Below are 26741 nucleotides of genomic sequence, written 5' to 3'. Positions count from 1 at the left end.
GCGCTACCGCGATGCTCTCCAGCGCCTCTGGCGCCAGAGGTCCCACCGGCTCACCTTCAGTCCCCAGTCCCCAGTCCCCAGTCCCCAGTCCCCAGTCCCCAGTCCCCAGTCCCCGCCAGAGGCACCGCTTTCCCTTACGCTCCACCCAACAGGCCTCGGGTGGGGGCTAAGTTTGTGCTTTCCCCTCCCAACCCGCCCTCCCGATGAAGGTCCACGAGTACCAGGCCAAAGAAATCCTCGACCAGTACGGCGTCGCCGTGCAGCGCGGCATCGTCGCCGACACGGTCGAGGAGGCCGTCGAAGCCGCCCAGACGATGGCCGCCGACGGCGTCACCCAGTTCGTCGTCAAGGCGCAGATCCACGCCGGAGGCCGCGGAAAGGGCGGAGGCGTCAAGTTCTGCCCCAGCATCGACGACGTGAAGCCCGCCGCGGAGAAGATCCTCGGCATGCAGCTCATCACGCCGCAGACCGGCGCTGAGGGCCAGCTCGTCCGCAAGGTGCTCGTCACCGCCGCCGAGGACATCGCGCACGAGTACTACCTCGGCGTGACGCTCGACCGCGCGACGGGCATGGACGTCATCATGGCCTCCACCGAGGGTGGCGTCGAGATCGAGGAGGTGGCCGAGGCCACGCCCGAGAAGATCGTCAAGGTCCACGTCGACCCCACGACCGGGCTCCGATCCTACCAGGCGCGCGAGATCGCGTTTCAGCTCGGACTCGAAGGCACCGCCTTCAAGGAGGGCGTCAAGTTTGTGATGGCGCTGTACAAGGCGTACCGCGCGTCCGACGCCACCATCGCGGAGATCAACCCGCTCGTCAAGACCGAGGACGGCCGGATCATCGCGCTCGACGCGAAGATGGATCTGGACGACAACGCGATGTTCCGCCACAAGGACCTCGCGGAGATGCGCGACGAGGCCGAGGAGGACCCGCTGGAGGTCGAGGCTGGCAAGCACAACCTCAACTACATCAAGCTGGACGGCAATGTTGGCTGCATGGTGAACGGCGCCGGGCTCGCGATGGGCACGATGGACCTCATCAAGCTCGCTGGCGGTGAACCAGCCAACTTCCTCGACGTGGGTGGAACGGCGTCCCCGGCGACGACTGAGGCGGGCTTCCGCATCATCCAGTCCGACCCGAACGTGAAGGCGATCCTCGTCAACATTTTCGGCGGCATCGTGCGCTGCGACCGCGTCGCCAAGGGCGTCGTGGAGGCCGCGAGCAACATGGAGCTCACCGTTCCGCTGATCGTGCGCCTGCAGGGCACCAATGCGGAGGAAGGCATGCAGATCCTCAAGGACAGCGGCCTGCCCATCCAGACGGCGATCCGCCTCCAGGAGGCCGCCGACAAGGTCACCGCAGCGCTCGACGCGTAGCGCATCTCTGGGCCTCTGGCGCGAGTTCCCGACTGGGGGGCGCCAGAGGCCCGTTTTGATCCCTCGGGGCACGGCACGCCGTGCCCCGACCTGTTTCCGCCCATGCGAGACACCGCCGCAGGCATCGAGATCGACGCCGTTACCAAGCTGTACGGCAGCGTGCGCGCCGTGGACGGCGTCTCGCTAAGCGTTCCGCCGGGCTCACTTGTGTCGCTGCTCGGCCCGTCAGGCTCGGGCAAGACAACGCTGCTCCGTTTGGTAGGCGGCTTCGAGACGCCAGAGGCTGGAAGCATCCACATCGCGGGGCGTGACGTGACGCCTCTGGCGCCGCAGAAGCGGCCCACGGCGACGGTGTTTCAGAGCTACGCGCTCTTCCCGTCGATGAGCGTGGGCGAAAACGTGGCGTACGGTTTGGACGCGAAGCTGCCGAAGGCGGAGCGCCAGAGGCGCGTGCAGGAATCGCTGGCACGTGTGGATATGGCCGTATTGGGGGAGCGTCCTGTTGCCGCGCTCTCCGGCGGGCAGCAGCAGCGCGTGGCGCTGGCTCGCGCCCTGGCCGTGGAGCCCGACGTGCTCCTGTTCGACGAGCCGCTGTCCAACCTCGACGCCGAGCTGCGCGTGCAGACGCGCGCCGAGATCCGCGCGCTCCAGCAGCGCCTCGGTATTACCGCCCTCTACGTCACGCACGATCAGGAAGAAGCCCTCGCGCTTTCGGATCAGATCGCGGTCCTGCGTACGGGGCAACTCGTCGCCACCGGTACGCCAGAGGCGCTCTACGCGCAGCCGCCGACGGCCTACGTCGCCAGCTTCCTCGGCGGCGCTAACGTCGTACGCGGGCCTCTAGCGGAGCGGCTGGGAGGCCGGCCTCTGGCGGATGAGCAGGCGCTCGCCGTGCGTCCTGAGGACCTCGCGCCCGAAACGGACTCCGCGTCGGGCGTGCCCGCCACGCTTCTCGCCCGGCAGTACCTCGGACGTGAGGCGGAGTGGGTGGTCGAAGCCGATGGCGTGCGCCTCGTGCTCCGCGTGGCGCCAGACCTGGCCCCGCCAGAGGCCCTGCGCCTGGCCGCCCGTCGCTCAACGGTCGTCCTCGACGACCTCTCTCAGAACCCGACACCGTCGCCTGAGTAGGCACGGCCCTTTCTACGCTCACATGCAGAACGCTGACATGCAGGACTCTGCCGACTTCGAGATCCGCGACACGCAAGAAGGCCTCACGCCCGGACGAATCGCGACGCTGTACCGGCGCGCGCCGCTCCTGCGGCAGACCGATGACGCTGACCGCCTGCGCGAGTCGTTCGAGCGGTCGCAGCTCGTGCTCTCGGCCTGGCAAGGGGACCGCCTCGTCGGCCTCGCGCGCGTTCTCACCGACGGCTACCAGGTGAGCTATCTCTGCGACCTCGCCGTGGAGCCCGACGTGCAGGGCACGGGGCTGGGCAAAAAGCTGATCGACACCGTTCTGGAGCGTTGCAAGGGGACGGAGCTCGTCCTGCGGGATTCCAACCTTTCGACGGGCTTTTACGCGCACCTGGGCTTCAAGCCCATCGAGAACGGCTGGGTCCGGAGGGCATGAGCGGGCTGACACAGAAGATGTTCGCCTCTGGCGAGAACTCGCTCGGGGCCGACCTCGGCCTGCTCGTGCTTCGCGTCAGCGTGGGCCTCGCGATGGCGTTCGGCCACGGGCTCGGTAAGCTCCCGCCGAGCGCCGGGTTTGTCTCGAAAACGGGAGAGCTCGGCTTTCCGGCGCCAGAGGTATTTGCGTGGTTGGCCGCTCTTTCGGAGTTCGGCGGCGGGCTCCTTCTCGCGCTCGGACTGCTCACGCGGCCTGCTGCCGCGGCCGTCCTCTTCACGATGGGCGTAGCCTTTTTCCTCGCGCACGCCGGCGACGCCTTTGGCGACCGCGAACTGTCCTACGCCTACGGGAGCGCCGCCATCGCGCTGCTTCTTGCAGGGGGCGGGCGCTACAGCCTGGACGCGATCGTAGGGCGCCGTTTGCGGCGTGCCTGAACATATCGACGCCTCCGGCGCCAGAGGCGCTTGGTGTCGGGCTACGCGTCGGCCAGCCGGAGGTGGTCCACGATGCGGGTAACGCCGGGCTGCCGCGCGATCAGGCCGAGGATAGCCTCGCGCTCGGCGCCGTCCGCGACGTTGCCGTACACGGCAACGGCCCCATGCTCGATGTAGAAGCTCAGGCCTCTGGCGGTGACCTGCTCGCGGGTCATAGCGTCCTTGAGGCGGAGCGCGAGAGACTTGTCGGCGGTGGTACGGGCGCGGCGCTCCTGGAACCCTTCAATAAGGGCTCGGAGCGGGCCGGGAAGGCCGTAGGCAGAAACGGGGGCGGAAGCAGCCACGGGGAAGGCGGTCGGTTGCTGGCACCTGTCTTCAAGAGCCGTGCCGCGCGCACGCAACGCCATACGCGCGCAAACGTCCACGCTTCGGCCGTTCAGACGCCACGATTCGGAACGCAGGCGTTCCCCTTCACCCCGATTGCCCGGAACGCGCGACGCGGCCTAGAGTAGCCTCTGGCGTGATCCAAACCCAGACGCTTCTTACCCTGCTCCCGGCTGAACGTGTACGCGTCGGCCTTCCCGCCGCGTCGAAACGAGAGCTATTGGAGACGATGTCGGCCCTGGCCGCGCACGGAACGGCCGCCGATGCCTCTGTCATCTTGGACGCGGTCCTTCAGCGCGAGGCGTTGATGTCTACGGGCGTGGGGCAGGGGCTCGCCCTCCCGCACGCGCGCACCCAGAGCGTGGACGACACGACGGCCGCGCTCGCCATCTTGGAGTCGGCCGTGGACTATGACTCGCTGGACGGTTCGCCCGTTCGCATCGTGCTTTTGCTCGCAGGACCGGAGCGCGAGCGGAGCGTGCATCTTCGGCTCCTGAGCCGCATTTCGCGCGTGATGGCGGACGCGGGTACGCGCCAGAGGCTGCTCGACGCCGAGTCAGTCCGCGATGTTCACCGCGCGCTGGCCGACGCAGAGGCCGCGCTGGGGTAGCGTCCGGCCAATGGGGCGGTGGCGCACCCGAGCAGGTCGCGGGGGATTCGTTTGACGCCAGAGGCCCGCGCGAGCAGTTTCCACGCTCCCGCTCCGCACGCCCCATGTTTAAGACCATCCGCGGCACGTTCGACGTGCTCCCCATCGCGCACGACTCCGGAGGGAGCGACATCCCCGGCACCCCCGCGTGGCGCCACGTCGAGGGCATCGTGCAGGACCAGATGCGGCGGTTCGGCTTCGACGAGATCCGCACGCCCGTTCTAGAGCCGGTCGATCTCGTCGCCAGAGGCGTCGGTGGGACGACGGACATCGTGCAAAAGGAGATGTTCACCGTGGAGCGCGGGCGCGAGACGTACGTGCTCCGACCCGAGGTGACGGCGCCAGTCGTGCGCGCGGCGTTGCAGCACAGCCTGCTCCAGCGCGGCGGCGCGCAGCGGCTGTTCTACATCGGGCCGTGCTTCCGCGCCGAGCGCCCGCAAAAGGGACGCTTCCGCCAGTTCCACCAGTTCGGCGTCGAACTTCTGGGCAGCGACCAGCCGCAGGCAGACGTGGAGGTCATCGCCAACCTCCGCGCGATCTACGCCGCCTTCGGAATCACGGACACACGGCTTCGTCTCAACACCATCGGCGACGCCGTCGATCGGCCGCGTTACCTCGACGCGTTGCGGACCTACTTCGCGCCGTTCGTGGATGAGTTGACGGAGACGAGCCGCCAGAGGCTGGACACGAACCCACTCCGCCTCCTCGACACCAAAGACCCGCGCGAGCGCGAGATTGTGGCCGACGCGCCCAAGCTGCCGGACTACGTCGGCGAGGACGCACGTGCGCACTACGAGGCGGTCAAGACGCACCTCGATGCGCTCGGTATCCCGTACGTAGAGGACCCGCTGCTCGTGCGCGGCATCGACTACTACACCCGGACCGTGTTCGAGTTGGAGAGCGACGCACTCGGCGCGCAGAGCGCGCTGGCCGCTGGCGGCCGGTATGACGGACTGGCGGAGGCGGTGGGCAGCAAAACGCCTGTTCCGGCGGTCGGCTACGCAGCCGGGATCGAGCGCCTGTTCCTCGCCCTCGCGGATGCAGGCACGGAGCTCCCCGGCCTCTCGCGCCCCGACGCGTTCCTCGTCGCGATGGACGACGACGCGCGCCCCTGGACACTCCAGACCGCCCAGGCGCTCCGCGCCAGAGGCCTCCGCGTCGAGTTCGACCTGCTGGGGCGCGCGTGGCGGAAGCAGCTGAAAGAGGCCTCACGTCAAGACGCCCGGTTCGCCGTCATCGTCGGCCCGGACGACCTGGCCTCTGGCGTTGCGCAGGTCAAGGACCTCGCCAGCGGCGAGCAAACCGCCACGCCGTTCGCCGATCTTGCCGGCGCCCTCGGAGCGGCGCCAGAGGCGTAGGTTCGGCGCACCCTCTTTCTCTGCTATGCGCACGCTCCTCTTTCTCGCTCTTCTCGCTAGCGGCTGTGCCTCCCAGAGCGCGCCAGAGTCGGGCAACGGCTCGGCCTCTGGCGACGTCGTATCGGGCACGGTCGCATCGGTGGACCTTACGCCCTGGACGTACGACGGCGACGGCGTAATCGTGATGACGACCGCCTCTGGCGAGAGCGTACGCGTGCTGATCCCGGCGCGGATGAACCTCTGCGAAGCCGAAGGGCTCGTAGACGTTAACGACTTGGGTGAAGGGGACCGTATCGAAGTCGTGGGTGCTACGGACGAGGCGGGGGCCGTCCGCCCCTGTGTGGAGCCGACGCACCGCGTGACGCGCCTCTAGCGGTGCCGGTCCTCACCGATGTCAAGAGGCTGTACACGTGCCCGCCAGAGGCCCGCGCCGACGATGTGGGTGAGATCGAGAGCGCGGCGATGGTGTGGCGCGAGGGTCGCGTGGAGTGGGTTGGGCGTGAGCAAGACCTCCCGGTTGCGTATGCGGATGAGCCGGAGGTCTCTGCCGCCGGCCTGACGGTCGTGCCAGGGTTGGTGGACTGCCACACGCACCTCGCCTTTGGGGGCGCGCGGGCCGATGAGTTCACCGAGCGCTTGAACGGAACGTCCTACCTCGACATCGCCGCAAGAGGCGGGGGCATTCTCTCGACGGTCCGCGCCACGCGCGAAGCGTCCGAAGAGTTGTTGCAGGTAAATGCGGACCTCCTGCTTTGCCGCATGTTGAGGCGCGGCGTCACGACGGTCGAGGCGAAAAGCGGGTACGGGCTTTCGCTGGCGGATGAGCTCAAGCAACTCCGCGTCTACAAGCGGCTCGCGCAGACCTCGCGCCAGAGGCTCATCCCGACGCTTCTCGCGGCCCACGCCGTCCCGCCAGAGTTCTCAGGCAACCGCGACGGGTACCTGGATCTGATCTGTAACGAGATTCTCCCGGCCGTTGCTGCGGAGCGTTTGGCGGTCTTTTGCGACGCCTTTGTCGAGACCGGCGCGTTCACACCGGACGAGGCGCGGCGGGTCTTCGCCGCCGCCAGAGGCCTCGGGCTCGTCCCCAAGCTGCACGCCGACCAACTCAGCGATACGGGGGGCGGAGCACTCGCGGCCGAGGTGGGCGCTGCGAGCGCGGACCATCTGGAGAACATCTCGGAGGCCAGCATCCGCGCGATGGCGCGCGCGGGAACGGTCGCGGTAAGCCTGCCTCTGGCGACGCTGGTGCTCGGCGTGGAGCCGCTGCCCGCTAGGGAGTTGATGGAGGCCGGAGTGCCTGTGGCCGTAGCAACCGACTTCAACCCCGGCAGCGCGCCCGTCGCGGACCTGCCTCTGGCGATGTGGGCCGCCTGCGTGCGCCAGAGGATGACGCCCGCGCAGGTGCTCCGCGGCGCTACGACCGTGGCCGCGCGGGCACTGCAATTGCACGGGTCAGTCGGGTCGCTTCTGCCCGGCTACCACGCGGACTTTGTCCTGATCAACAGCTCGTCGGTGGAGACGTGGATGTACTCGTTCGATCCCGACGCTATCTGGTACGCGTACATCGGCGGCGAGGTGGCATACGATTGGTCGGCCTAGCGTGAGCGGTCTTTCAGTCCCCTCAATTCTCGCGCCGCTGACTTCGCCAGAGGACCCGCGCCTCGGGCGGTGGCTCGCCGGCTCCCATAGCCGCGTGCCTGACGCGCGGGTGATCCTCGTCGGCTTCCCATCGGACGCTGGCGTCGCGCGCAACGGCGGCCGACCCGGAGCCTCTGGCGGCCCGGCGGCGATCCGCGATGCGCTCTACAAGATGACGCCGGACGCGCGTTCGCCAGAGGCGTTCGCGGCGCTCCTCGAACGGACGGTGGATGCGGGCGACATCGCGGTTTCTGGAGACGTGGAGGCCGACCAGCACGCCCTCGCGGATACGATCGCGCCATGGGTGGGGGAGAAGACCGTGATCGTGCTCGGGGGCGGCCACGAGACCGCTTACGGGCATCTCCTCGGCTACTGCCAGGCGCAACGCGATGTCCACGTCCTCAACTGGGACGCCCACGCCGATGTGCGCGAGGTCGGGGCCTCTGGCGCGCATTCTGGCTCGCCGTTCCGACAGGCGTTGGAGCACCCGTCCGGGCACGTCCGGTCGTACTCCGTAGCGGGCCTCCATCCCTGGCGCGTCGCCGCGGCGCATGCGGACTGGATCCGCGCCAGAGGTGGGCGCATCGCGTGGGGTGCCGATCTGGACCGCGCCGCCATCGACGCGTTTATCCATCCAACGCCTCGGCCGGCGATGGCGTCCTTCGACATCGACGCGGTGGCGGCGCCAGAGGCCCCGGGCGTGAGCGCACCGGGCGTGGGCGGGCTGTCCCCACGCCTGTGGCTGCACGCCGCGGAGGCCTGTGGCCGCGCCAGAGGCGTCGGCTCGTTCGAGGTGGTGGAGGCGAATCCCCGGCTGGACCAGGACGGGAGAACGGCGACGCTCGCCGCTCTCACCGTCTGGCACATTCTGCGCGGCCTCGCGGCGCGCTAGTCGTTGCCGCCGCGGCGGCTACGGCGCGAGCGCTCGTTGCGCTCTTCCTTCTCGGGCTCAGCCTCGCGGTTGTTCCGCTGGCGGCCCTGGCGGGTGTTCTCGCGCGACCGCTGGTTGGAGCGGTTCGCTTCCCGTTGGCGCTCGGAGCGCTGACGTGCTTCCCGCTCGCGGGTCTGCTTTTCCCGCGCCTCGCGCTGGCGCTCGGAGCGCTGCCGGGCCTCACGCTCCCGCGCTTCCCGCTGACGCTCCGTTCGCTGGCGTGCCTCCCGCTGGCGAGCGTCTCGCTCGCGCGATTGTCTCTGGGCCTCGCGCTGACGCTCAGAACGCTGACGGGCTTCCCGCTGCTGGGTAGCGCGCTGGCGAGCGTCCCGCTCACGCGATTGCCTCTGGCGGGCCTCACGCTGAGACCTCTGCTGCGCTGCTCGCTGCCGAGCCTCGCGCTGGCGATCTGCACGCTGACGCGCTTCCCGCTGCTGGGACGCACGCTCGCGTGCCTGACGCTCACGAGAGTCCCGAGCGCGATTCTGACGGCTGGCAGCCTCACGGGCCTGACGGGCGCGGTTGTCCTGACGGTTGCGGTCCACGTTGCGGTTGCGGTCGTCGCGGCGGGCGCGGCGTTCGCCGTCGTCGTACCGATCTCCGCGGTCCGCAGCACGCCGGCGCTCAACCGAACGCTTGTAGTTGGTGTGGTATCGGCCGACGCGGTAGTAGCGTTCGTGGCGGTCGCGGAACTGCTTGGAGCAGGAGCCGAAAAAGTCGCCGTGGTTAAGGTGGGCGTCCAGGTTTCTGCCCGAAAGCGTGACCGTGCGGCGGCCGTGGCACACGCGGTAGGTGTTCTGCCGAACGCGGGCGTAGGTGGGATAGGCACGGCCTCGGTAGTAGCCGTCTCGGTATCCATCGCGGTAGCCTTCGTCGTAGCCGCCGCCGTAGTCATAGCCGCCGTTTCCGTAAACGGGGACGTCGTCGTAGTACGGGTCGTTGTACCCGTCGTTGCCGTAGTAGCCGCCGCTGCGGTCGTTGCCGTACCCGTAGTTGTACGGAGAGCAGCCCGTCGCGACGAGCGATGCCATCGCGAGGACGGCGAAGAAAGGGAGTCGGTGCGCCATAAGAGGTGGAGGGAGGGTCGTACTGGGCCAGCCGCCGCTCGAACGGTCCAGGTCACACCGGCATTACATCTCCCGCACATTTAGGCCTCTGGCGCCAGAGGCCTCGGCGCTACAGCGCTCCTTCGAGCGCCGCGAGTTGCTTCACGTCGTAGCCGTAGGGGTCGTCGTGGAAGACGAGCGCGCCAGAGGCGTCGACCTCGGCGGTGAGGTAGACGAAGTGCGTCTGGATGGGCGACGAGAGGGGAACGCCCTGGCGCTGCGGCCCGTTTCGGTACGCCTGCTGCGCCCGCTCCTCCGTCCAGCCCTCGGCGCGCAGCAGATAGGCAGCGAGAGCCTCGGCATCGCCGGCATGGACGCATCCGCTAGAGACCGCCCCGCCGAAGTTGCGGCGGTTGGTGTCGTGGATGAGGATCGCGTACGGGTTCGTCATCGGGAATTTGGCGCGGCCGAGCGGGTTGCTGGGGCCTGGGCGCTGCACAAACCGGAACTGGCCGACCGAGACCGAGTCCCACGGCACAAGGCGGCTGTCTACCGGGGCGCCGTTCTGGTACACCTCAAAGCCAGAGCGGTACAGGCTGAGGCTGTCCGCACGCGCCATGGGAAAGACCTGCGCGGCAGCGAGCGAGCTTGGTACGTACCACGCCGGGCGGAAGACAACGCGCGTGATGGAGTCTGAGATCACGGGCGTGGTCCAACCCCGCGTTTGCGCGTTGCCGATGTTGACGGTCATCTCGATTCCGACCTCGCCGTCGGGCTCGCGCACCTCCAAATGGTAGGCGGGCATGTTGACCCACACGTAGCGCTCCCCGAAATCGTCGGGGAGGTGACGCCAGCGCTCGAGGTTGAGCGCGACGCGGTCCGCGAGGCTGTCTAAGTCCGTGTTAAGCGCGGCCGTTGTCGCGGCGTCCAGCGAGGAGTCGGGCGCGAGGCCTCTGGCGTCGCGGAAGCGCGCGAGCGCACGGCCGATCTCGGCATCGAGCAAATACGGCTCGGCGTCGTTCCAGCCGGTCTCTGGCGCATCAGCGCCGAGGTACCCGAGAGCGGCGAGGCGAGCGCGTACGTGGGGCACGCGGATGGACCGCTCGCCCATCGCCAGAGGCGAGCCGTCGGGAATAGGGGCGGCGTCGGCGTCGCGGAGGCGGCGGAGCGCGGCTCGAAGCTGCTGCGCTTGCGGGTGCTGCGGCTGAAGCTCATCGAGCGTGCGCAGCACGGCCTGCGCGTCGCCAGAGGCGACGGCATCGAGGACGCGGCCTCTGGCGAGCGAATCGCGGGAGTCGGGAAACCACGTGCCGGGGTGCAGCGCGGCGAGATCGATGCGCGAGCCGGCGAGCTTGTCGCCGAGCTGGAGCACAGCCTCGGTAAGGCGCACGTCCGCGCGGGCGAGCGCTTGGGGCCGCGGGTCGGGCGTGGCCTCCCGCGTCTCGTCGTCGAGCGCGGCCCACTCCTGGCGCGTGCCCTCCCACATCGCGAGGGCGTCTCGCGCGTCGTCGACGCCGATGGTCTCGGGCGCGATGCCGTCGCCAGAGGCCGCGCTGAGGCGGGCCATGAGCGCAGACCTTTCTTCCGAGCCCCACAGCGATACGTACTCGCGGGCGGCATACAGATCCCCGACCTCATCTGAGGCGGCCACAGCGAGGGCCTGGATTGACTCCTGCACGTCCGAGGCGGCGATCTGCTCGGGGCCCTTGTCTCCGAACAAACCGTCGAAAATGCCCCAACCAAGGGACCACGCGAGGACCGCGACGAGAACAGGGTGAACGACCAGACGGGACATCAGAGGGGGTGATGGGGAAGACGCCAAACGCGCGACGGCCGGAGAACGTACGCCAGAGGCTCGGCGGCGTGCGTTATGGTGCGGAAGCGATCTCGCCTCTGGCGGGAAGCTCCAGGCCCAGCGCTGCGGCGAGTTCGGCATCGCGGCCGTAGACATCCTCAAAGGTCTCCAGGGTCCCGTCCTCGCCAGGCCACGCGGTGAAATACACGATGTGGACCGGGAAGCGCTCGCGGAGCCGCACGCCCTGGGTGCGGGGTGCGCCTTCGATCAGGCCGCTGGCGCGACCGTCGGCCCACCCATTCGTGCGCGTGAGGATGGCGTCGGCGAGGGCGCCGGGGTCGGCGGCGCGGACGCAGCCGTGAGAGAGCGCCCGCTCGTCCGCGTCGAATTCTTCGGGCGTGTTCGTGTCGTGAATCAGAATCCAGTGCGGGTTGGGCATCACGAACTTCACGCGGCCCAACTCGCCGAGCGGGCCGCCGCGCTGCGTGATGCGGTACTGGCCGGCACGGGCGCGCTCCCAATCCACATCGCGCGGGTCCATTGTTCGGCCGCCGCGCGAGACAGTAAAGCCGCGCTCGTATAGGCTCTGGCCGCCGTCCAACCGCGCCTCTGGGATGATCTCGCGCCGCTGAATCGTGATCGTCGGCGTCCACGTGGGGAAAAACGAGACGGTGCGAATCGGGTCCGAGAGGACGGGGGTTTGCCACGCCGGCGCCGGCTGTCCGATGGTCGCGTCCATGGTCAGGACGGCCTCTGGCGCGCCGCCGTCGCCAGAGGTCTCGCGGAGCCACAGCGTGGTGGCGGGGACGTTGACGAGGACGTGAGCGTCTCCGAAGTCGTCCGGAAGCCAGCGCCAGCGCTCCAAGTTCAGGCGGAGCAGCGCGATCTTGGCGGCGTCTGGACGCTGGAGCGGGACCTCGGGGTACACCGCGGCCGAATCCGGAAGGCGGGCAGAGGCGGGCTGAACCACCGAAAGGTCGACGGCGAGCGCCTCGCGAAGCCTCTGGCGCAACGCGTGGTACTCGGCGTGGCGGGGTTGGAGCGCGTCGAGCGCGGCCAGGACGGCGCGCGCGGGCTCGTCGCTCGCCAGAGGCTCGCGGAAACGCGTGGCGGCAGGGGTGGCGCGACGGCGCTGTGCCTCTCGCGTCAGGAACCAGTGCCCTTCGTGGATCTGCTCGGGGTCTACGCGGCGGCCGAGAAGAACGTCGGCGAGGCGAAGCACGGCATCGGTGAGGAGCACGTCGCGGAGGGCACGGTCGGCGGCGTCGCCAGAGGCTCCGAGGGCGCGGAGCCGCTCGAGGTCGAGGTCGGCGGCGGTGAGGCCGTCAAAGCGGGCGTCCTCGAACCGCGCGAGGAGGAGGCGCGCGTCGCCCGGGGCTGTCCAGATCGGCGCGTGATCGCGCGAAGCGTACACCTCCTCGACGCCGGGGAAGACGTCCGTCCGTTCGAGCGCTCGCACGATCAGGTCGGCCTCTGGCGCGCCCTCCGGGGAGGATGCTGCAGACAGGCGAGACATTGACGTGTCCGCGGTCGCCAGAGGCCCCTGGGCGGCGGTCGCCAGAGGCAGGAGAAGGAAGGCGGCGAGGCGGAGGCGGGTCACGGCAGGCGTCCGAGTTCGACAGCGTACGGGCGAGAAGGGGTAGACTCGGGGCGCGGCCCCGGTCCGGCCAACAGGATAGCTTCTCTCATGCGTACAACTCCCCGCGTCCCTCCGATTGTGCCCTCCGTGGAGCCGATTTCTGTCCACGGACTGCTGGTCGCTTCCCGCGCTCCTACGGTTCTCGACTTCGACCCGGCCCGCGATGGCTTCTCGTTTACGAACTCATTCGTGTGGACGGACGCGGACCTAGGCGAACTCGCGCGGCGGCTCCGGCCGCTTTCGGCGCTCGCGCTCGCAGCCTCTGGCGCGGTTGGGGGGCGGCTTCTGGGCCGGCGCGCCTCTGGCGTAGGCGCGGTCGCGGGCGGCGCGGCTGGGGCGGCGGGCGGCGGCGACGTGCTCGTGCGCGGCATCGCGCAGCGGTGGCGCAGCTTCGGGTTATGCGGCGGTATGGCGCTCGCAGCGGCGGAGCGGTGGCACGCCAGAGGCTCCGTCCCGACGGCATCGCTGACGAAGGACGCGATGCGCTCGCTGCTGCGCCGGCGTCAGGCCGAAACGCTTCGCGCCTCGCTCCCGCGGTTTGTAGCGGCGTGGGCCCGCGCGCGGCTGGACGGATCGGCTCACCCGCCTCTGGCGGAAGCAATGGCGCGCGAGGTGGAGCACGCGGCGCGGAAGATCGAGTCCGGTCGGCTCGTCGTCCTCGGGCTTGTCGGCGACGCGCCGGACCCGACGCGGAACCACCAGGTCGTCGCCTTCGGCGTCGAGCGCGGGGAGGCCTCTGGCGAGGCGACGTTCCACGTCTACGATCCCAACGCGCCCGGCCAAACGCGCTTTATCCGCACCGCGCGGCTGGGCTCAGACCCCTCGCGTACGGACATCTCTACCGATATTCCGACCGGGCCGACCGCCAGAGGCTTCCGCATCTCGACGCGCCCGAACTGGCTGGCAACGATCCTGGTCGTGATGTAGACCTCTGGCGCCAGCGTCTACACCGCGCCGAGTTCTAGGCGCCAGAGGCCGTGATCCGGCCATCGTGCTGGACCGGGAGCACGTCCAGCGTGTCGATCTGGGCGCAGCGCGTAATGTCGTCGCCGAAGTCGAGGGCGATTAGCCTTCGGGCGTGCTCCGTGCTGCGGAGCGCGCGCTCGATGTCGTCGCGGCTGCCCTGGTAGAGGGCGTAGGCCATCTTGGACGAATCCGTGAGGCCGGAGGCCTGCGCGGCCGTTACGACGCGGCTCACGAGCAGTCCGGCGCACAGCGTGTCCTCAAGCGAGACCCGTCCGTGCCAGCCGGCGCAGAGGATCGTGCCCGGCTCGCCGCGCTCCAAACCCTCCGCGAGAAAGCGCGCCGCCCGCGCCGCGTTGACAAAGCCGCCAACAGCCACTTCGATGCCGGCCTTGGCTTTTGCGAGCGCTCGCGTCCCGTTCGTCGTGGTCAGCACGACGGTTTTGCCCTGCACCGCCTCGGGGCCGTACTCCGCCGGAGAGTTCCCCGCGCCGAAGCCGGCGACGGGTTTGCCGTCGCGCTCGCCGCCGAGCAGCGAGAAGTCTGGGTCCAGGTTGGCGGCCAACCGGCCGGCCTCGCCGGTGTCAGTCGCCGGGATGACCGCGCGGGCGCCAGAGGCCAGCGCCGTGGCGATCGTCGTGGAGGCGCGCAGAACGTCCACCATGACCACGCGGCGGCCCTTGAGCGCCTCTGGCGCGAGGACGGCGGGGGAGAGGACGACGTCGATATCCACGAGGACGAGGGCTAAGCAGGAAAAACCAGGGGCCGGATGGTACCGCCTATTTCTGCTTGTGGAAGGGCGGCTTCGCGACCGTCGCAGCCAATTCACGGCCTCGCACGCGGATGGCGAGGGCGCTTCCTGGGGCTGTGTACGCCGGGTCGTTCTCGACGAGCCCGAGTCCGATGCCCTGGGCTAGCACGGGTGACTGCGTGCCGCTCGTGACCGTCCCGATTACGCGGTCGCCAGAGGCGATCTCGTAGCCTTCGCGCGGGATCCCGCGGCCTTCCACGACGAGCCCGACGAGCTTGCGCGGCACGCCAGAGGCCTTTTGCTCACGCAGCGCCTCAGCGCCGACAAAATCTCCTGCGTCCAGCTTGACCACCCAGCCGACGCCCGCTTCCAGCGGAGTGATCTCGTCACTCAGTTCGTGGCCGTAGAGGCAGAATCCGGACTCCAAGCGCAGCGTGTCGCGCGCGCCCAGCCCGGCCGGCAAGAGGCCTCTGGCGGAGCCGGCTTCCATCAGCGCCTCCCAGACGCGCGGCGCCTCCTCGGGCGTGCAGTAGATCTCGACGCCCGCCTCGCCGGTGTAGCCGGTGTGCGAGACGATGGGCGACTCGCAACCCAGGAACGTTCCCGCCTCTGGCGCCACGAAGCGGTAGAACGGGAGGTCGGCCGGCACGGCGTCGGTGACCTCGCCGAGGATCTCGAACGCCAGAGGCCCCTGCAGCGCGATCAGCGCGGTCTGGTCCGAGAGGTCGGTCAGCGTGCAGTCCCAATCACCAGCCCCGTGCACGTCGCGCATGTGCGCGAGGTCCTTGTCGATGTTGCTCGCGTTGATGACGAGCATCCAGTCCTCGTGCGCGAGGCGGTAGACGAGCAGATCGTCCACGGCCGTACCGGACTCGTGGCACATGACCGTGTACTGCGCCTGCCCGTCCACAATCCGCGAGACGTCGTTGGTGACGAGGTGCTGGATAAACGCTTGCGCGTCCGGCCCTTGCACCGCCACCTCGCCCATGTGGCTCACGTCGAACAGGCCGGCCGCGTTGCGCACGGCGTGGTGCTCGTCCAAGATGCCGGAATACTGCACCGGCATGTCCCACCCCGCGAAGGGCATCATCTTGGCGCCAAGCGCGACGTGCTGGGCGTGGAGGGGCGTGGTCTTGAGGGCGTCAGACATGCAACGGGAGCAAGGTGGAGCCCGAAGCTACCCGAGCCTCTGCCACCCGCGTACCTTGCCTTCATGGATTCACCACGTCTGCCCGTGCGCGCGCTCCTTGTTGCCTTTCTGTTGACCCTCGCCTCTGGCGCCCACTCGCAAACCGCGTTTGTCGGCGCCAAGGTGATCCCGATTGCCGGGCCCGAGATCGCCGACGGCGTCGTCGTGGTCCAAGACGGACGGATTACCGCCGTTGGCGCCAGAGGCTCGGTCCGTGTGCCGTCGGGCGCGACGGTCGTGGACGTGAGCGGCAAGGTCCTCATGCCGGGCATCGTGGACACGCACTCCCACGTTGGCGACGGCGACGGCGGCGACTCCTCGGCGCCGATGCACCCCGACGTGCGCATTCTGGACGCGCTCGACCCCCGCGCCGATTCCTTCGAGCGCGCCCGCGCCGGAGGCATCACGACGGTCAACGTCATGCCGGGCTCCGGCCACCTCATGAGCGGCCAGACGGCCTACCTCAAGCTGCGCGATGCCAACGTGATCGAGGACATGCTCCTCTGCGACGATCCGCTGACCGACATCTGCGGCGGCATGAAAATGGCCAACGGTACCAACTCGCTCCGCGGCCGCAACGGCTTCCCGGACACGCGCGCCCGCGCCGTCGCCATCGTGCGCGAGGCGTTCTTGGAGGCCGAGGCGTTCCGCCAGAAGCGGGCCGCTGGCGACAGCGTCGGCCGCAACCTCCGTCTGGAGGGCCTGGCCGAAGTGCTCGAGGGCACGCGCACTGTCCACTTCCACACGCACCGGCACGACGACGTGCTGACCGCGCTCCGCATCGGCCGTGAGTTCGGTTTCACGCCCGTCCTGCACCACGTTAGCGAAGGCTGGCGCGTGGCGGACGAGATCGCCGCCGCTGGCGCCCCGGCCTCCATCATCGTGCTGGATTCGCCGGGCGGCAAGATGGAGGCGCGCGGCCTCTACTTCCGCACCGGCCGCGTGATGGAAGACGCCGGCGTTGACGTGGCCTACCACACCGACGACGGCATCACGGACAGCCGCCTGTTCCTCCGCTCCGCCGCCCTCGGCGTGCGCGCCGGCATGAGCCGCGAAAAGGCCCTGGAGGCCATGACGCTGGCCGGCGCCCGCATGCTCGGCATCGCCGACGAGGTCGGCTCGCTCGAAGCGGGCAAGAGCGCGGACCTCATCGTGCTCTCCGGCGATCCGCTCTCCATCTACACCCGCATCGAGCAGACCTGGGTGGACGGCACCAAAGTCTTCGACCTCGCCATACCCGAGGACGCGGCCTACTCCGTCGGCGGCTACGACGTCTACCGCGCCTTCTCTCAGCACGACCACGAATGAACAGCCTCTCTCTGCTTCTGACGCTTGTCGCCATCTCGGCCATCGCGCTCGCCGCGTGCGCGGGCTCTCCGCAGCCGCTCGTGCCAGACGCCAGCGGCCCGTACGCCGGGATTCCCGCGGCCGGTGGCGATGGCATGACCGCCGAGGCGAACCCCGTCGCCCCAACCGGCGACGACCGGCTGGACAGCTTCCTCGCGGACTTCGCCGCCTCGGTGGACCGGCACGACTGGTACGCGGTGGCCCGCGCGATGGAGCCCAGCGGCTTCGCTGAGCAGCGCGAGATGATCGAGACGGAACGCGCCGATGGCGCTGCGGCGCAGGTGATCGGCGAAACGCTCGGGCTCGGCGCGCTGGTGGACTACACCGGCGGGCGGCCGTGGAAAACCCTCAACACCATCGAGGTCATCACGCTCCGCAGCGTGACCTCCAACACGCCCGGCATCGTCGGCGGCGAGCCGTCCTACACCATCGACGGGGACGTGCGGACCGCCTCTGGCGAGACCCTCCCGCTCCGGTTCACGCTCGTCACCCGCGACGGCAACTACGTAATTCAGGTCCCCCTCGGATGATGACCCGTTTTCTACTCCTCGCCTCCCTTTTGTTCGCCGCCTCCGGCGCCAGAGGCCAGTCGCTCGTCGTCTACGCCGACACGCTGTACACGATGGCGGGTCCCGCGATTGTGGACGGCGCGGTCGTGATCCAGGACGGCACGATCGTGTCCGCCGGTCCCGCCAGAGGCGTCCGCGTGCCTGCCGGTGCGCGCGAGCTTCGCGGCTCCGTCGTGACGCCTGGCCTGGTAGACGTGCGCAGCACGGTCGGGCTCTCGGGCTTGCTTAACCAGCCGCAGGACCAGGACGCGCTCGATATGGGCGGTCCGCTCCAGCCGTCGCTTCGCGCGATGGACGCCTACAACGCCCGCGACGAGCTCGTCGGCTGGCTGCTGTCGCTCGGCATCACGACCGTCCACACGGGGCATTCCCCCGGCGCGCTCGCTGCGGGACAGACGACGATCATCAAAACGGCCTACGACACCATCGATGAGGCGCTCGTGGACTCCACGACCATGATGGCAATGACCGTCGGCCGCGGCGTCCGCTTCGACTCGCCTGGTACGCGTGCCCGTGTGATCGCGCAGATCCGCGCCGCGCTGTACAAAGGCCTCGCCCACGCGGAGAAGATGGACGCCTCTGGCGACGCGCCCTCGCGTGACCTCGACAACGAGGCGCTTGCGGCCGTGGCCACAGGCCAGATGCCTGCGCTGATCACGGCGCACCGCGCCAACGACATCCAGGCGGTCCTCCGTCTCGCCCGCGAGTTTCCGCAGATGAACGTGATTCTGGACGGCGCCTCGGAGGCCCCGCTCGTGCTGAAGGACATCCGCGAGTCAGGCGTCTCCGTGGTCCTGCACCCCACCATGTACCGGACCGGCGGGGAGACCGAGAGCCTCGCCTTCGATACCGCCTCCAAGCTCCGCGCCGCCGGGATCCCGTTCGCGTTCCAGAGCGGTTACGAAGCCTACGTGCCTAAAACACGCGTCGTGCTGTTCGAAGCCGCTGTCGCCGCAGCCTACGGCCTGGACCGCGTCCACGCGCTCGAAGCCGTCAGCATCGATGCCGCTCGCATCCTCGGCATCGCCGACCGCGTGGGCTCGCTGGAGCCCGGCAAGGACGCCGACCTGGTGATCTTCGACGGCGATCCGCTCGAGACGATCACGCACGTGTGCGCGGTCGTGGTGGATGGCGTGGTCGCGCGCGAGGAGTGCTTCTAGCCTCTAGCGGGCTGATTCGGGCCTCTGGCGCCAGAAGCCCCGCCGTGTGCGAGAAATGCCCGTCCGGCTGCCACACCCGCCGCGATGTCCCATCCCGGCACAACAGCTTCCAGTAGGGCCGGCGTAATGTCGGCATCAGCCGCGACGAGGGCGGCGAGTGCTTCTGGGTCCGGGTCGCCGACTAGCCCCAGGGCCTCTTGCGCGAACTCCGCTAGGAAGCCCGTGCCTTCCAGGCTGCACGCACGGATCAAGCCGACCGAGTCGAACCCGTCGGGCTTGGCGTACGGCGCGCGCCTCCACGTGGAACCGTCCCAGCCGTAGATGAACCCGATCCACTCGCCGCTTGGCGAGGGGTCCAAGTCTGCACTCCACCAGTCGGGGGCGCCTGCGAGCAAGTCGGTCTCCTCCTCGCCGAAATACTCCGCGGCGGCACCGAAGTAGGTTTCGGAATACTCGTGGTCGTGCCCGAAGAGCACAGCGCGAGAGGCGTCGTGGAAGCGCAACGTCGCCCAGTTGCCCCCGCCGTCGTGGTAGAGCCAGCGGTCGGGCAGCGCGCGGACGTCGGTCCAGCCTCTGCCGGCGTAGACGGCGGCGAGAGCGGCCCAGCCGCCGCGCAGTGCGTGGGGGCTAGGAAGGTCGAGGACGATCATGGGAGGAGGGGAATAGGCCTCTGGCGCCAGAGGCTAGCGCACCGCGGGCTCCAAGAGCGAGAGCGTGCCCCGGTCCGCGTCGATCTCCGCGAGCGCGCCGACCGGGACGGTCACCTTGTCCGTGATGTGCCCGATCGGCGCGCCGAGGTAGGTCGGCACCGCCAGAGGCTCGAAGTGGCGCCGCATGACCTCCTCCAGCGTGAACTGGCCCACGGCGTCGACTTCCGGCAGGCACCCGCGACAGCTGCCGAACGCGACGCCCGCGAGGCCGCCCAGCAAGCCCGCCTGCCCCAGTTGCGTCAGCATCCGGTCGATGCGGTAGACGCTTTCGCCGATGTCTTCCAGAAAGAGGATCTCGCCTTCGAAGCTGGGCATGTACGGCGTGCCCACCATCGCGCAGAGCACGGTCAGGTTGCCACCGACGAGTCGGCCTCTGGCGGTGCCGGCGGTCAGCGTCACGATGGGCTCGGGGTCGTCTTGAGCCAGCGGCGCCAGAGGCCCGGCCTCGGCGTCGAACACGAGCGCACGCAGGCTCGCGAGCGTGAACGGGCTAAACGTGGACGTTGCCACAGGCCCGTGAAAGCCGACCACGCCCGAGCGGGCGTAGGCCGCCATGAGGAGCGACGTGAGATCGCTGTAGCCGATTACCGCTTTCGGGTTCTCGCGGAGCGCCGTCCAGTCCACGAATGGGAGCATGCGGGCGCAGCCCCAGCCGCCACGGATGGCGAAAAGGGCGTCCACGTTCGGGTCCGTTATTGCACGATTGAAGTCTTCCGCCCGCGCCGCATCGGTCCCGGCGAGGTACCCGTGCCGATCCAGAACATGACGGCCCACCGTGTACTTCAGTCCCAGCATCTCCATCGAGCGCTTCGCCTCGTCCAGAAGCCTCGGGCGCACGGCACCAGCGGGCGCGATAAGGGCGACGGTATCGCCGGGGTTCAGACGCGGAGGGTGGAGCGGCGCGGGGGCGCCAGAGCGAGCCTCTGGCGCGGCGAGAGCGGGGCGCGCGAGTAGGGGCGCGGCAGCGAGAGCGGAGCCGGCGGCGAGAAAGCGGCGGCGGGAGAGGGGAGAAGCCATGCCGAAGTCTAGCGATTCCCGCCCGCCAGAGGCGCCGCAGTGTGACCGCGCGCCTCTGGCGCCCGTAGCTTGGGTCACGCTTCTCTCCTGCTATGTCGTTCCCGTTCGCCAATCGTCCCGTCCTCGTCACCGGCGGTGCCGGATTCATCGGCTCCCACGTCGCCGACGCGCTCGTCGCCAGAGGCGCTCAAGTCCACGTCCTGGACGACCTCTCGGGAGGCGTCCGTTCCAACGTGCCCGCTGAGGCCTCCTTCCATGAGATGGACCTCCGCGATGACGCCGTGCGCGATCTCTTCGCCGAGCACAAGTTCGCGGCCGTCGCGCACCTCGCGGCGCAGATGGACGTGCGCCGCAGCGTGAGCGACCCCGTCTTCGACGCCAGCGTCAATGTCCTCGGTCTGCTCAACCTGCTCGAAGCCGGGCGTCAGCACGGGCTCGAAAAGGTCGTATTCGCCTCCACCGGTGGCGCCATCTACGGCGAGCCACACCCGGACGTGAACGACGCCGGCCCGCAGCCGGAGACGCACCCGCAGCTCCCGATGTCGCCCTACGGCATCACCAAGCTGGTCAGCGAGCACTACCTCCGGTTCTACAACGAGACCTACGGCATCGATTCCGTCGCGCTCCGCTTCGCGAACGTTTACGGTCCGCGTCAGAACCCGCACGGTGAGGCCGGCGTGGTCGCCATCTTTACCCAGATGCTCCTTCGCGGCCAGCAGCCGACCATCAACGGTCCCGGCAAGCAGACGCGGGATTACGTGTTCGTCAAGGATGTCGTCCGCGCCATCATGGGCGCGATGGAGCACGAGGGCTCCGACATCTTCAACGTCGGCACGGGCATCGAGACCGACGTGAACCAGCTGTTTGGCCACCTCAACACCTTTACCGGCGCCGAGGCCCCGGAGAAGCACGGCGAGGCCAAGCCCGGCGAGCAGCAGCGCAGCGTGCTCGACACGTCGAAGATCCACAGCGCTTTCGGCTGGAGCCCCGAGACGGACCTCGCCAGCGGCCTGGAGGAAACCGTCGAGTGGTTCAAGCAGAAGGAGGCCGCCTAGCCCCGCCGCCAGAGGCCAGCCTCTGGCGTGATCCGGCCGCCTCTGGCGTCCGCCATCCCCCGCCATACCGTTGCACCGCGTCCACCTCAGCGAGTTCGAAGGGCCGCTGGACCTGTTGCTCTTCTTCATCCGGCGGGATGAGCTGGACATCCACGACATCCCGATCTCCCGGATCGCGGACGAGTACCTGGAGACGGTCCGCACGCTGAGCCACCTGGACCTGGACGACGCGGCCGAGTTCGTCTACACGGCGGCCCTCTTGATCCAGATCAAGGCGCGGATGCTGCTCCCGCGTCCGCCTGCCGTCGATGGCGAGGAGCCCGAAGACCCGCGCAAGGAACTCGTCGAGCGCCTGCTCGAATACGTCCAGTTCCGCGAGGCCGGCGAAAAGATGGGCCAGGCGTTCGAGGATCGCCAGCGGCGCTTTACGCGCGGCGCGGCGTCCGACGAGCGGCTGCGGCACGCGCCAGAGGCCGAAGAGGTCACGTACCGCGCGAGCCTGTTCGATCTGCTCGGCGCGCTCGCCAAAGCACTGGAACGCAGTGCCGACCTCGCCGACCCGTACCGCCACGCGGTCCTCCGCGAGAGCGTGGCCGTGGACGAGCAAAAGGAGTGGCTGCTTGACCGCCTGGCCTCTGGCGAGCGCGTTCGCTTTGCCGACCTGATGGAATCGCGCAGCAAGGCGTTCATCATCGCCACCTTTCTCGCGGTTCTCGACCTGCTCCAGCGCCAGAGGCTCCGCCTCACGCTCGGCGTCGGTGCCGAGGACTTCGCGCTCGTCGCCGTCCCGGAGCCGCCCGACGGTTCCGTCACCCCCACGCCAGAGGCCTCTGGCGCGACCGCAGACCCCCTCGCCGCCTGATGGAGCCCACCGTTCCCGCCGACCGCGTCTCTGACGATCACGACGCCCGCATCACGCAAGCCGTCGAAGCGCTCGTGTTCGCGTCCGACGTGCCGCTGCGCAACGACGACCTCGCGCGGGCCTACTCCGATGTGACCGGGTCCGACGTGACGCCAGAGGACATCTCGCGGGCCGTGGAGAGGTTAAACGCGGACTACCGCGCGGGTGGCCGGGCCTTCCGCGTGGAGGCGTTCGGCGGCGGCTACCGGCTGGCGACGGTCCCGGAACTGGCGCCGTTCGTGCGCTCGCTGTTCGAGCGCGAGGAAGAGCGGCGGCTCTCGCGATCACTGCTAGAGACGTTAGCCGTTATTGCATATAAACAACCAGCCACCAAACCCGAAGTCGAGCACGTACGCGGCGTATCGTCGGATTACGCGCTCCGTCAACTCTTGGAGCGCGGGTTTGTAGATGTCGTGGGTCGCGCGGACTCCATCGGCCGGCCGCTTCTCTACGGCACGACGGACCGCTTCCTGGACCAGTTCGGCCTCGCGACGCTAGAGGACCTCCCGAGCCCACGCGAAGTGGAGGAGATCTTGAGCGACCCACGGTTTTCGCGCGAACGCGCCCAACTCCTCGCCGAGTGGGCGGCCGACGCCCAAGCGGACGGCGCGCCCGGCGCCTCTGGCGATGACGACGGGTCTGGCGGAAGGGAAGAAGGAGGTCCGTCAGCGCCAGAGGCCTCTGGCGCTGAGGTAGCCGATGCCCTCCAGGCTCCGGAGCCGAGCCCAGAGGCGGTTTCATCCGAACCGATCAGCGCGCCCGCCCGCGCCGTCGTTTCTTCCGAAGACACTCCCGACGCCCCCTCCGATGGCTGAACGCCGACGCACCCCCGCCCAGCACACGAAGGGACGCAAGCGCGCCTCACGCGCCAACCGCCAGAGGCCCGAGCCGCAGGCCCCGGCCTCCATCACCGAGGAGGTCCGGCTCAACCGCTTCCTCGCCCGTGCGGGCGTCGCCAGCCGCCGCGGGGCGGACGACATCATCGCCGAGCGCCGCGTGCGCGTCAACGGCGAGATCGTGACCGAGATGGGCTCCAAGGTGAGCCCAACGGACCGTGTGGAGGTCGACGGCCGGCCCATCACGCCCGCCGGTCTGGTCTACATCCTGCTCAACAAGCCGACCGACACCATCACGACGGCGGACGACGAGAAGGGCCGCAAAACGGTGCTCGATCTCGTGGACCTCGAAGGGGGAGAGGGGGACGCGCTGTTCCCCGTCGGCCGTCTGGACCGCAACACGACGGGCGCGCTGCTGCTCACGACCGACGGCGACCTCGCGCACCGGCTTATGCACCCGCGTTACGGCGCGAACAAGCTGTACCTCGCCACAACTGAGCGCCCCGTCACGGCGCCCGAGATCGAAGCGCTCCGCGCCGGCGTCGAGCTCGAAGACGGCCTCGCCAAAGCCGACCAGGTCGGCTACGTAGACGAGGACAAGCGTAAAGTCGCCCTCGCGCTCCACGAAGGGCGCAACCGCCAGGTCCGCCGAATGCTGGAGCACCTCGGGCACGAGGTCAACGCCCTCGAACGTGTGGGCTACGCCGGGCTGGACCTCAGCGGTCTCCGCCGAGGCCGCTGGCGCCGTCTCCAGGCCCACGAGGTCAACATGCTCCGCCGCTCCGTCAAACTGAAAGCCATCGTGTTCTAGGTCTGGCGCCAGAGGCTGGCTAGGGCCTCTGGCGTTGTCCACACCCCCGAGTCTCCCGCCTCCATGTCCAAAATCGCATTCGAAGGGCTCACCTACGACGACGTGTTGCTCGTCCCGGCCCGCTCGTCCGTGATGCCGCGCGACGCGTCCACACAGAGCCGCATCACGCGCAACATCACGGTCAACATCCCGCTGGTCTCGGCCGCGATGGACACCGTGACGGAGGCCAACATGGCCATCGCGATGGCCCGCGCGGGCGGCATCGGCGTGCTGCACAAGAACGTGATTCCCGAGCAGCAGGCCGCGTTCGTGCGCCGCGTCAAGCGCTCCGAGAGCGGCATGATCCAGGATCCAATCGTGCTCCGCCCGGCGCACACGGTCGGCGACGCGCGCCAGAGGATGGCGCACTACCACATCGGAGGCATCCCCGTCGTGGACGACGAAGGGCACTTGGTAGGCATCGTGACAAACCGCGACCTCCGCTTCGAGCACAAGCACGAGCGGCCTCTGGCGGAGATCATGACCCGCACGCCGCTCGTGACCGCGCCGATGGGCACGACGCTGGACGAGGCCGAGGCGATCCTGCAGGAGCACAAGATAGAGAAGCTGCCCGTCGTGGACGGTGAGACGCACCTCCGGGGGCTCATCACGTTCAAGGACATCCAGAAAAAGAAGAAGCACCCGCACGCGTGCAAGGACGAGTTCGGCCGCTTGCGCGTCGGCGCCGCTGTCGGCGTCGGGGGCGACTCTATGGAGCGCGTCGCCGCGCTCGCTGATGCCGAGGTGGACTTCGTGGTGGTGGACACCGCGCACGGCCACTCCGAAGGCGTGCTCGGCGCCGTGGAGCGGATCAAGTCCGATCACCCCGGCCTGGACGTGATCGCGGGCAACGTCGCCACGCCAGAGGCCACCGAGGACCTCATCCTGGCCGGCGCCGACGCTGTGAAGGTGGGCATCGGTCCCGGCAGCATCTGCACCACACGCGTCGTAGCGGGAGTCGGCGTACCACAGTTGACCGCAGTCCTCCGCTGCGCCGAGGCTGCTGCGCGGTACGACGTGCCCGTAATCGCCGACGGTGGCGTGAAACAAACCGGCGACATTCCCAAGGCTCTGGCCGCTGGCGCGAGTACGGTCATGATCGGCGGCCTGTTTGCGGGCGTCGAGGAAAGCCCAGGCGACACGGTGCTGTACGAAGGCCGTCGCTACAAGAACTACCGGGGCATGGGATCGCTCGGCGCGATGGAGGCGGGGTCCAAGGACCGCTACTTCCAGGACGCCGAGGACGACCTCAAAAAGCTCGTGCCCGAGGGCATCGCGGGCCGCGTGCCGTACAAGGGGACGCTTGAGGAAGTGGTCTACCAGATGGTCGGCGGACTGCGCGCTGCGCTGGGCTACTGCGGCTGCGACAGCGTCGAGGCGTTGCGCGAGCGCGCACAGTTCGTGCGCATTACCGGCGCCGGTCTCCGCGAGAGCCACCCGCACGACATCACGATCACGCAAGAGGCTCCCAACTACTCCACGCGCTCGTGAGCTCACGCTTAGACGCCATCCGCGCCCGCGCCGAAGCCTCTGGCGCTGCGTCGGCCGTGGTCACGCACCTGGCTGACATCCGCTGGGCTGTCGGCTTTACGGGCTCCAATGGTGTGCTCGTGGTCACGCCAGAGGCGGCGCACTTTGTCACCGACGGCCGGTACAGTGTTCAGGCGCGGCGAGAGGTGACAAGCGCCGAGGTCCACGTTCCAGGGTATCAGCTCTGGGAGCACATCGCCGAGAGCGGGTGGCTCCGCTCGGCCTCTGGCGCCGCATTCCAGTCGGACCATATGACCGTGCAGCAGCGGCAGAAGCTGGACGGGTTGTTTGGAGACGTTCGGTGGGTGCCAGTGGCGGAGATGCTGGTGGAAGACGTCGCGGCTAAAACACCGGCGGAGGTAGAGGCTGTACGGCAGGCTCAGGCCCTAACATGTGAGGTCTTTGTATCCCTGCTTCCGTTATTGCAATCGGGCATTACAGAACAGGAGATCGCTACGCACATCATCACCGAGCACCTCAAAAGGGGAGCATCGCAGATGGCGTTCGAGCCCATCGTCGGGTCGGGCCCCAATGGAGCGCTTCCACACGCTAGGGCAGGCTCCCGAGCTCTTCAGGCAGGCGATCTCGTCGTGATTGACATGGGCGGCTACCTCGACGGCTACGCCTCGGATCTGACCCGCACAGTCGCGATCGGCGAGCCGGGCGAAGAAGCGCGAGCGGCTTACGCAGCCGTTCTCGCGGCGCAAGAGGCCGCCATCGCGGGCGCCTCCGCAGGGGTGACAGGCGCGGCGCTGGACGCCCTCGCCAGAGGCGTCTTGGACGACGCGGGGCTGGCGGAGTACTTCACGCACAGCCTCGGTCACGGCGTCGGCTTGGACGTGCACGAATGGCCCCGGCTCTCCAGCGCCGTGCAACACGTACTCCCCGAAGGCGCGACCGTCACGATCGAACCGGGGGTGTACGTTCCGGACCGCTTCGGCCTCCGGATCGAGGACATCATCGCGCTCACCTCTACCGGCTGTGACAACCTGACGCCTCTGGCGAAGGACCTGCTCGTTCTCTAGAACTCACATAGCGCG

Annotated in this window: 27 protein-coding genes; 19 read left to right on the top strand and 8 right to left on the bottom strand. The window is 68.9% G+C overall.

Annotation, left to right across the window (positions count from 1 at the left end; all coding sequences use genetic code 11):
- The first annotated feature begins 203 nt into the window (after positions 1 to 203).
- The 4 genes from sucC to BSZ36_RS07330 all read left to right on the top strand — a co-directional run bounded on the left by sucC (position 204) and on the right by BSZ36_RS07330 (position 3380).
- Entirely contained in the window at positions 204 to 1376 is a 1173-nt protein-coding gene (gene sucC / locus BSZ36_RS07350) for an ADP-forming succinate--CoA ligase subunit beta (RefSeq protein WP_094547443.1), read from the top strand.
- A gap of 102 nt (positions 1377 to 1478) precedes the next feature.
- Entirely contained in the window at positions 1479 to 2504 is a 1026-nt protein-coding gene (locus BSZ36_RS07345) for an ABC transporter ATP-binding protein (RefSeq protein ID WP_179271074.1), read from the top strand.
- Positions 2505 to 2541: 37 nt separating this feature from the next.
- Positions 2542 to 2946, top strand: a complete 405-nt coding sequence (locus tag BSZ36_RS07335) for a GNAT family N-acetyltransferase (RefSeq protein WP_218827602.1) — start codon at positions 2542 to 2544, stop codon at positions 2944 to 2946.
- Positions 2943 to 3380 (top strand): DoxX family protein, encoded by a 438-nt coding sequence (locus BSZ36_RS07330; RefSeq protein ID WP_218827601.1) that lies wholly within the window; start codon positions 2943 to 2945, stop codon positions 3378 to 3380. Before BSZ36_RS07335 ends, BSZ36_RS07330 begins: the two co-directional genes overlap by 4 nt.
- A gap of 41 nt (positions 3381 to 3421) precedes the next feature.
- Here BSZ36_RS07330 and BSZ36_RS07325 read toward each other — a convergent pair whose 3' ends face one another.
- Positions 3422 to 3724, bottom strand: coding sequence for a BON domain-containing protein (locus BSZ36_RS07325; RefSeq protein WP_179271073.1), 303 nt, complete (start codon positions 3722 to 3724; stop codon positions 3422 to 3424).
- Positions 3725 to 3900: 176 nt separating this feature from the next.
- Here BSZ36_RS07325 and BSZ36_RS07320 point away from each other — a divergent pair, with 176 nt between their 5' ends.
- The 5 genes from BSZ36_RS07320 (at position 3901) to BSZ36_RS07300 (ending at position 8304) form a co-directional block, all read left to right on the top strand.
- Positions 3901 to 4374, top strand: a complete 474-nt coding sequence (locus BSZ36_RS07320) for a PTS sugar transporter subunit IIA (protein WP_179271072.1) — start codon at positions 3901 to 3903, stop codon at positions 4372 to 4374.
- Between the two features lie 104 nt (positions 4375 to 4478).
- Positions 4479 to 5771, top strand: coding sequence for a histidine--tRNA ligase (gene hisS / locus BSZ36_RS07315; protein WP_094547432.1), 1293 nt, complete (start codon positions 4479 to 4481; stop codon positions 5769 to 5771).
- A 25-nt stretch (positions 5772 to 5796) separates the two neighbouring features.
- Entirely contained in the window at positions 5797 to 6144 is a 348-nt protein-coding gene (locus BSZ36_RS07310; protein WP_094547430.1) for a hypothetical protein, read from the top strand.
- 2 nt (positions 6145 to 6146) lie between these two features.
- Positions 6147 to 7373, top strand: coding sequence for an imidazolonepropionase (gene hutI, locus BSZ36_RS07305; protein ID WP_094547428.1), 1227 nt, complete (start codon positions 6147 to 6149; stop codon positions 7371 to 7373).
- A gap of 1 nt (position 7374) precedes the next feature.
- Positions 7375 to 8304 (top strand): formimidoylglutamase, encoded by a 930-nt coding sequence (locus tag BSZ36_RS07300; RefSeq protein WP_179271071.1) that lies wholly within the window; start codon positions 7375 to 7377, stop codon positions 8302 to 8304.
- On the opposite strand, the gene BSZ36_RS07295 is transcribed toward BSZ36_RS07300, so the two are convergent.
- The 3 genes from BSZ36_RS07295 to BSZ36_RS07285 form a co-directional block, all read right to left on the bottom strand.
- On the bottom strand, positions 8301 to 9410 hold the full coding sequence (locus tag BSZ36_RS07295) for a hypothetical protein (RefSeq protein ID WP_094547423.1): 1110 nt from the start codon (positions 9408 to 9410) through the stop codon (positions 8301 to 8303). The genes BSZ36_RS07300 and BSZ36_RS07295 overlap by 4 nt on opposite strands.
- 109 nt (positions 9411 to 9519) lie before the next feature.
- Complete coding sequence (locus tag BSZ36_RS07290) at positions 9520 to 11184, bottom strand: L,D-transpeptidase family protein (protein WP_179271070.1); 1665 nt, start codon at positions 11182 to 11184, stop codon at positions 9520 to 9522.
- A 73-nt stretch (positions 11185 to 11257) separates the two neighbouring features.
- On the bottom strand, positions 11258 to 12784 hold the full coding sequence (locus tag BSZ36_RS07285; RefSeq protein ID WP_094547419.1) for a L,D-transpeptidase scaffold domain-containing protein: 1527 nt from the start codon (positions 12782 to 12784) through the stop codon (positions 11258 to 11260).
- Positions 12785 to 12871: 87 nt separating this feature from the next.
- Here BSZ36_RS07285 and BSZ36_RS07280 point away from each other — a divergent pair, with 87 nt between their 5' ends.
- Positions 12872 to 13750 carry a hypothetical protein gene (locus BSZ36_RS07280; protein WP_143536800.1) on the top strand — a complete coding sequence of 293 codons (879 nt, stop codon included), beginning with the start codon at positions 12872 to 12874 and terminating at the stop codon, positions 13748 to 13750.
- 34 nt (positions 13751 to 13784) lie between these two features.
- Here BSZ36_RS07280 and BSZ36_RS07275 read toward each other — a convergent pair whose 3' ends face one another.
- Together BSZ36_RS07275 and gcvT are read right to left on the bottom strand one after the other, a co-directional pair.
- Complete coding sequence (locus BSZ36_RS07275; RefSeq protein WP_094547415.1) at positions 13785 to 14519, bottom strand: 2-phosphosulfolactate phosphatase; 735 nt, start codon at positions 14517 to 14519, stop codon at positions 13785 to 13787.
- A gap of 46 nt (positions 14520 to 14565) precedes the next feature.
- Positions 14566 to 15687, bottom strand: coding sequence for a glycine cleavage system aminomethyltransferase GcvT (gene gcvT, locus BSZ36_RS07270; protein WP_094547413.1), 1122 nt, complete (start codon positions 15685 to 15687; stop codon positions 14566 to 14568).
- 84 nt (positions 15688 to 15771) lie between these two features.
- Between gcvT and BSZ36_RS07265 the strand changes: the two genes are divergently transcribed.
- Genes BSZ36_RS07265 through BSZ36_RS07255 form a run of 3 tightly spaced genes read left to right on the top strand, consistent with a single transcriptional unit; the run spans position 15772 to position 18802 of the window.
- On the top strand, positions 15772 to 17034 hold the full coding sequence (locus tag BSZ36_RS07265) for an amidohydrolase family protein (RefSeq protein ID WP_218827600.1): 1263 nt from the start codon (positions 15772 to 15774) through the stop codon (positions 17032 to 17034).
- Positions 17031 to 17603, top strand: coding sequence for a hypothetical protein (locus BSZ36_RS07260; protein WP_094547409.1), 573 nt, complete (start codon positions 17031 to 17033; stop codon positions 17601 to 17603). Before BSZ36_RS07265 ends, BSZ36_RS07260 begins: the two co-directional genes overlap by 4 nt.
- Positions 17603 to 18802: an amidohydrolase family protein gene (locus BSZ36_RS07255; protein WP_218827599.1), complete on the top strand. Its 1200-nt coding sequence runs from the start codon at positions 17603 to 17605 to the stop codon at positions 18800 to 18802. Before BSZ36_RS07260 ends, BSZ36_RS07255 begins: the two co-directional genes overlap by 1 nt.
- Here the strand turns inward: BSZ36_RS07255 and BSZ36_RS07250 are convergent.
- On the bottom strand, positions 18799 to 19452 hold the full coding sequence (locus BSZ36_RS07250) for a hypothetical protein (RefSeq protein WP_094547405.1): 654 nt from the start codon (positions 19450 to 19452) through the stop codon (positions 18799 to 18801). The genes BSZ36_RS07255 and BSZ36_RS07250 overlap by 4 nt on opposite strands.
- Before the next feature lie 33 nt (positions 19453 to 19485).
- Complete coding sequence (locus BSZ36_RS07245; RefSeq protein WP_094547403.1) at positions 19486 to 20529, bottom strand: S66 peptidase family protein; 1044 nt, start codon at positions 20527 to 20529, stop codon at positions 19486 to 19488.
- A 92-nt stretch (positions 20530 to 20621) separates the two neighbouring features.
- Between BSZ36_RS07245 and BSZ36_RS07240 the strand changes: the two genes are divergently transcribed.
- From BSZ36_RS07240 to BSZ36_RS07215, 6 genes are all read left to right on the top strand, one after another.
- On the top strand, positions 20622 to 21584 hold the full coding sequence (locus tag BSZ36_RS07240) for an NAD-dependent epimerase/dehydratase family protein (protein ID WP_094547401.1): 963 nt from the start codon (positions 20622 to 20624) through the stop codon (positions 21582 to 21584).
- A gap of 70 nt (positions 21585 to 21654) precedes the next feature.
- Positions 21655 to 22446, top strand: coding sequence for a segregation and condensation protein A (locus tag BSZ36_RS07235; protein ID WP_094547398.1), 792 nt, complete (start codon positions 21655 to 21657; stop codon positions 22444 to 22446).
- Complete coding sequence (scpB, locus tag BSZ36_RS07230) at positions 22446 to 23300, top strand: SMC-Scp complex subunit ScpB (RefSeq protein WP_094547396.1); 855 nt, start codon at positions 22446 to 22448, stop codon at positions 23298 to 23300. The genes BSZ36_RS07235 and scpB overlap by 1 nt, the downstream gene beginning before the upstream one ends.
- A complete protein-coding gene (locus tag BSZ36_RS07225; protein WP_094547394.1) occupies positions 23293 to 24132 on the top strand; it encodes a pseudouridine synthase in 840 nt (279 codons plus the stop codon). The genes scpB and BSZ36_RS07225 overlap by 8 nt, the downstream gene beginning before the upstream one ends.
- Positions 24133 to 24195: 63 nt before the next feature.
- The gene (guaB, locus tag BSZ36_RS07220) at positions 24196 to 25662 is read left to right on the top strand and encodes an IMP dehydrogenase (protein ID WP_094547392.1); all 1467 of its coding nucleotides are present in this window, start codon (positions 24196 to 24198) and stop codon (positions 25660 to 25662) included.
- Positions 25659 to 26726 carry a M24 family metallopeptidase gene (locus BSZ36_RS07215; protein ID WP_094547390.1) on the top strand — a complete coding sequence of 356 codons (1068 nt, stop codon included), beginning with the start codon at positions 25659 to 25661 and terminating at the stop codon, positions 26724 to 26726. The genes guaB and BSZ36_RS07215 overlap by 4 nt, the downstream gene beginning before the upstream one ends.
- The last annotated feature ends 15 nt before the right edge of the window (positions 26727 to 26741 follow it).

This window comes from Rubricoccus marinus (assembly GCF_002257665.1).
Taxonomy (GTDB): domain Bacteria; phylum Bacteroidota; class Rhodothermia; order Rhodothermales; family Rubricoccaceae; genus Rubricoccus; species Rubricoccus marinus.
Note: the sequence above shows the minus strand (reverse complement) of the source record. Positions and strands in the feature narration are given on the sequence as shown.

Bases quoted from the DNA above. Each gene is read 5' to 3' on its own strand.
- BSZ36_RS07260 (WP_094547409.1), top strand. From the start codon at position 17,031: ATGAACAGCCTCTCTCTGCTTCTGACGCTTGTCGCCATCTCGGCCATC.
- BSZ36_RS07245 (WP_094547403.1), bottom strand. From the start codon at position 20,529: ATGGCTTCTCCCCTCTCCCGCCGCCGCTTTCTCGCCGCCGGCTCCGCT.
- guaB (WP_094547392.1), top strand. From the start codon at position 24,196: ATGTCCAAAATCGCATTCGAAGGGCTCACCTACGACGACGTGTTGCTC.
- BSZ36_RS07345 (WP_179271074.1), top strand. From the start codon at position 1,479: ATGCGAGACACCGCCGCAGGCATCGAGATCGACGCCGTTACCAAGCTG.
- hisS (WP_094547432.1), top strand. From the start codon at position 4,479: ATGTTTAAGACCATCCGCGGCACGTTCGACGTGCTCCCCATCGCGCAC.
- BSZ36_RS07335 (WP_218827602.1), top strand. From the start codon at position 2,542: ATGCAGGACTCTGCCGACTTCGAGATCCGCGACACGCAAGAAGGCCTC.
- BSZ36_RS07255 (WP_218827599.1), top strand. From the start codon at position 17,603: ATGACCCGTTTTCTACTCCTCGCCTCCCTTTTGTTCGCCGCCTCCGGC.
- gcvT (WP_094547413.1), bottom strand. From the start codon at position 15,687: ATGTCTGACGCCCTCAAGACCACGCCCCTCCACGCCCAGCACGTCGCG.
- BSZ36_RS07310 (WP_094547430.1), top strand. From the start codon at position 5,797: ATGCGCACGCTCCTCTTTCTCGCTCTTCTCGCTAGCGGCTGTGCCTCC.
- BSZ36_RS07240 (WP_094547401.1), top strand. From the start codon at position 20,622: ATGTCGTTCCCGTTCGCCAATCGTCCCGTCCTCGTCACCGGCGGTGCC.
- BSZ36_RS07225 (WP_094547394.1), top strand. From the start codon at position 23,293: ATGGCTGAACGCCGACGCACCCCCGCCCAGCACACGAAGGGACGCAAG.
- BSZ36_RS07290 (WP_179271070.1), bottom strand. From the start codon at position 11,184: ATGTCCCGTCTGGTCGTTCACCCTGTTCTCGTCGCGGTCCTCGCGTGG.
- BSZ36_RS07280 (WP_143536800.1), top strand. From the start codon at position 12,872: ATGCGTACAACTCCCCGCGTCCCTCCGATTGTGCCCTCCGTGGAGCCG.
- sucC (WP_094547443.1), top strand. From the start codon at position 204: ATGAAGGTCCACGAGTACCAGGCCAAAGAAATCCTCGACCAGTACGGC.
- BSZ36_RS07330 (WP_218827601.1), top strand. From the start codon at position 2,943: ATGAGCGGGCTGACACAGAAGATGTTCGCCTCTGGCGAGAACTCGCTC.
- BSZ36_RS07250 (WP_094547405.1), bottom strand. From the start codon at position 19,452: ATGATCGTCCTCGACCTTCCTAGCCCCCACGCACTGCGCGGCGGCTGG.
- scpB (WP_094547396.1), top strand. From the start codon at position 22,446: ATGGAGCCCACCGTTCCCGCCGACCGCGTCTCTGACGATCACGACGCC.
- BSZ36_RS07295 (WP_094547423.1), bottom strand. From the start codon at position 9,410: ATGGCGCACCGACTCCCTTTCTTCGCCGTCCTCGCGATGGCATCGCTC.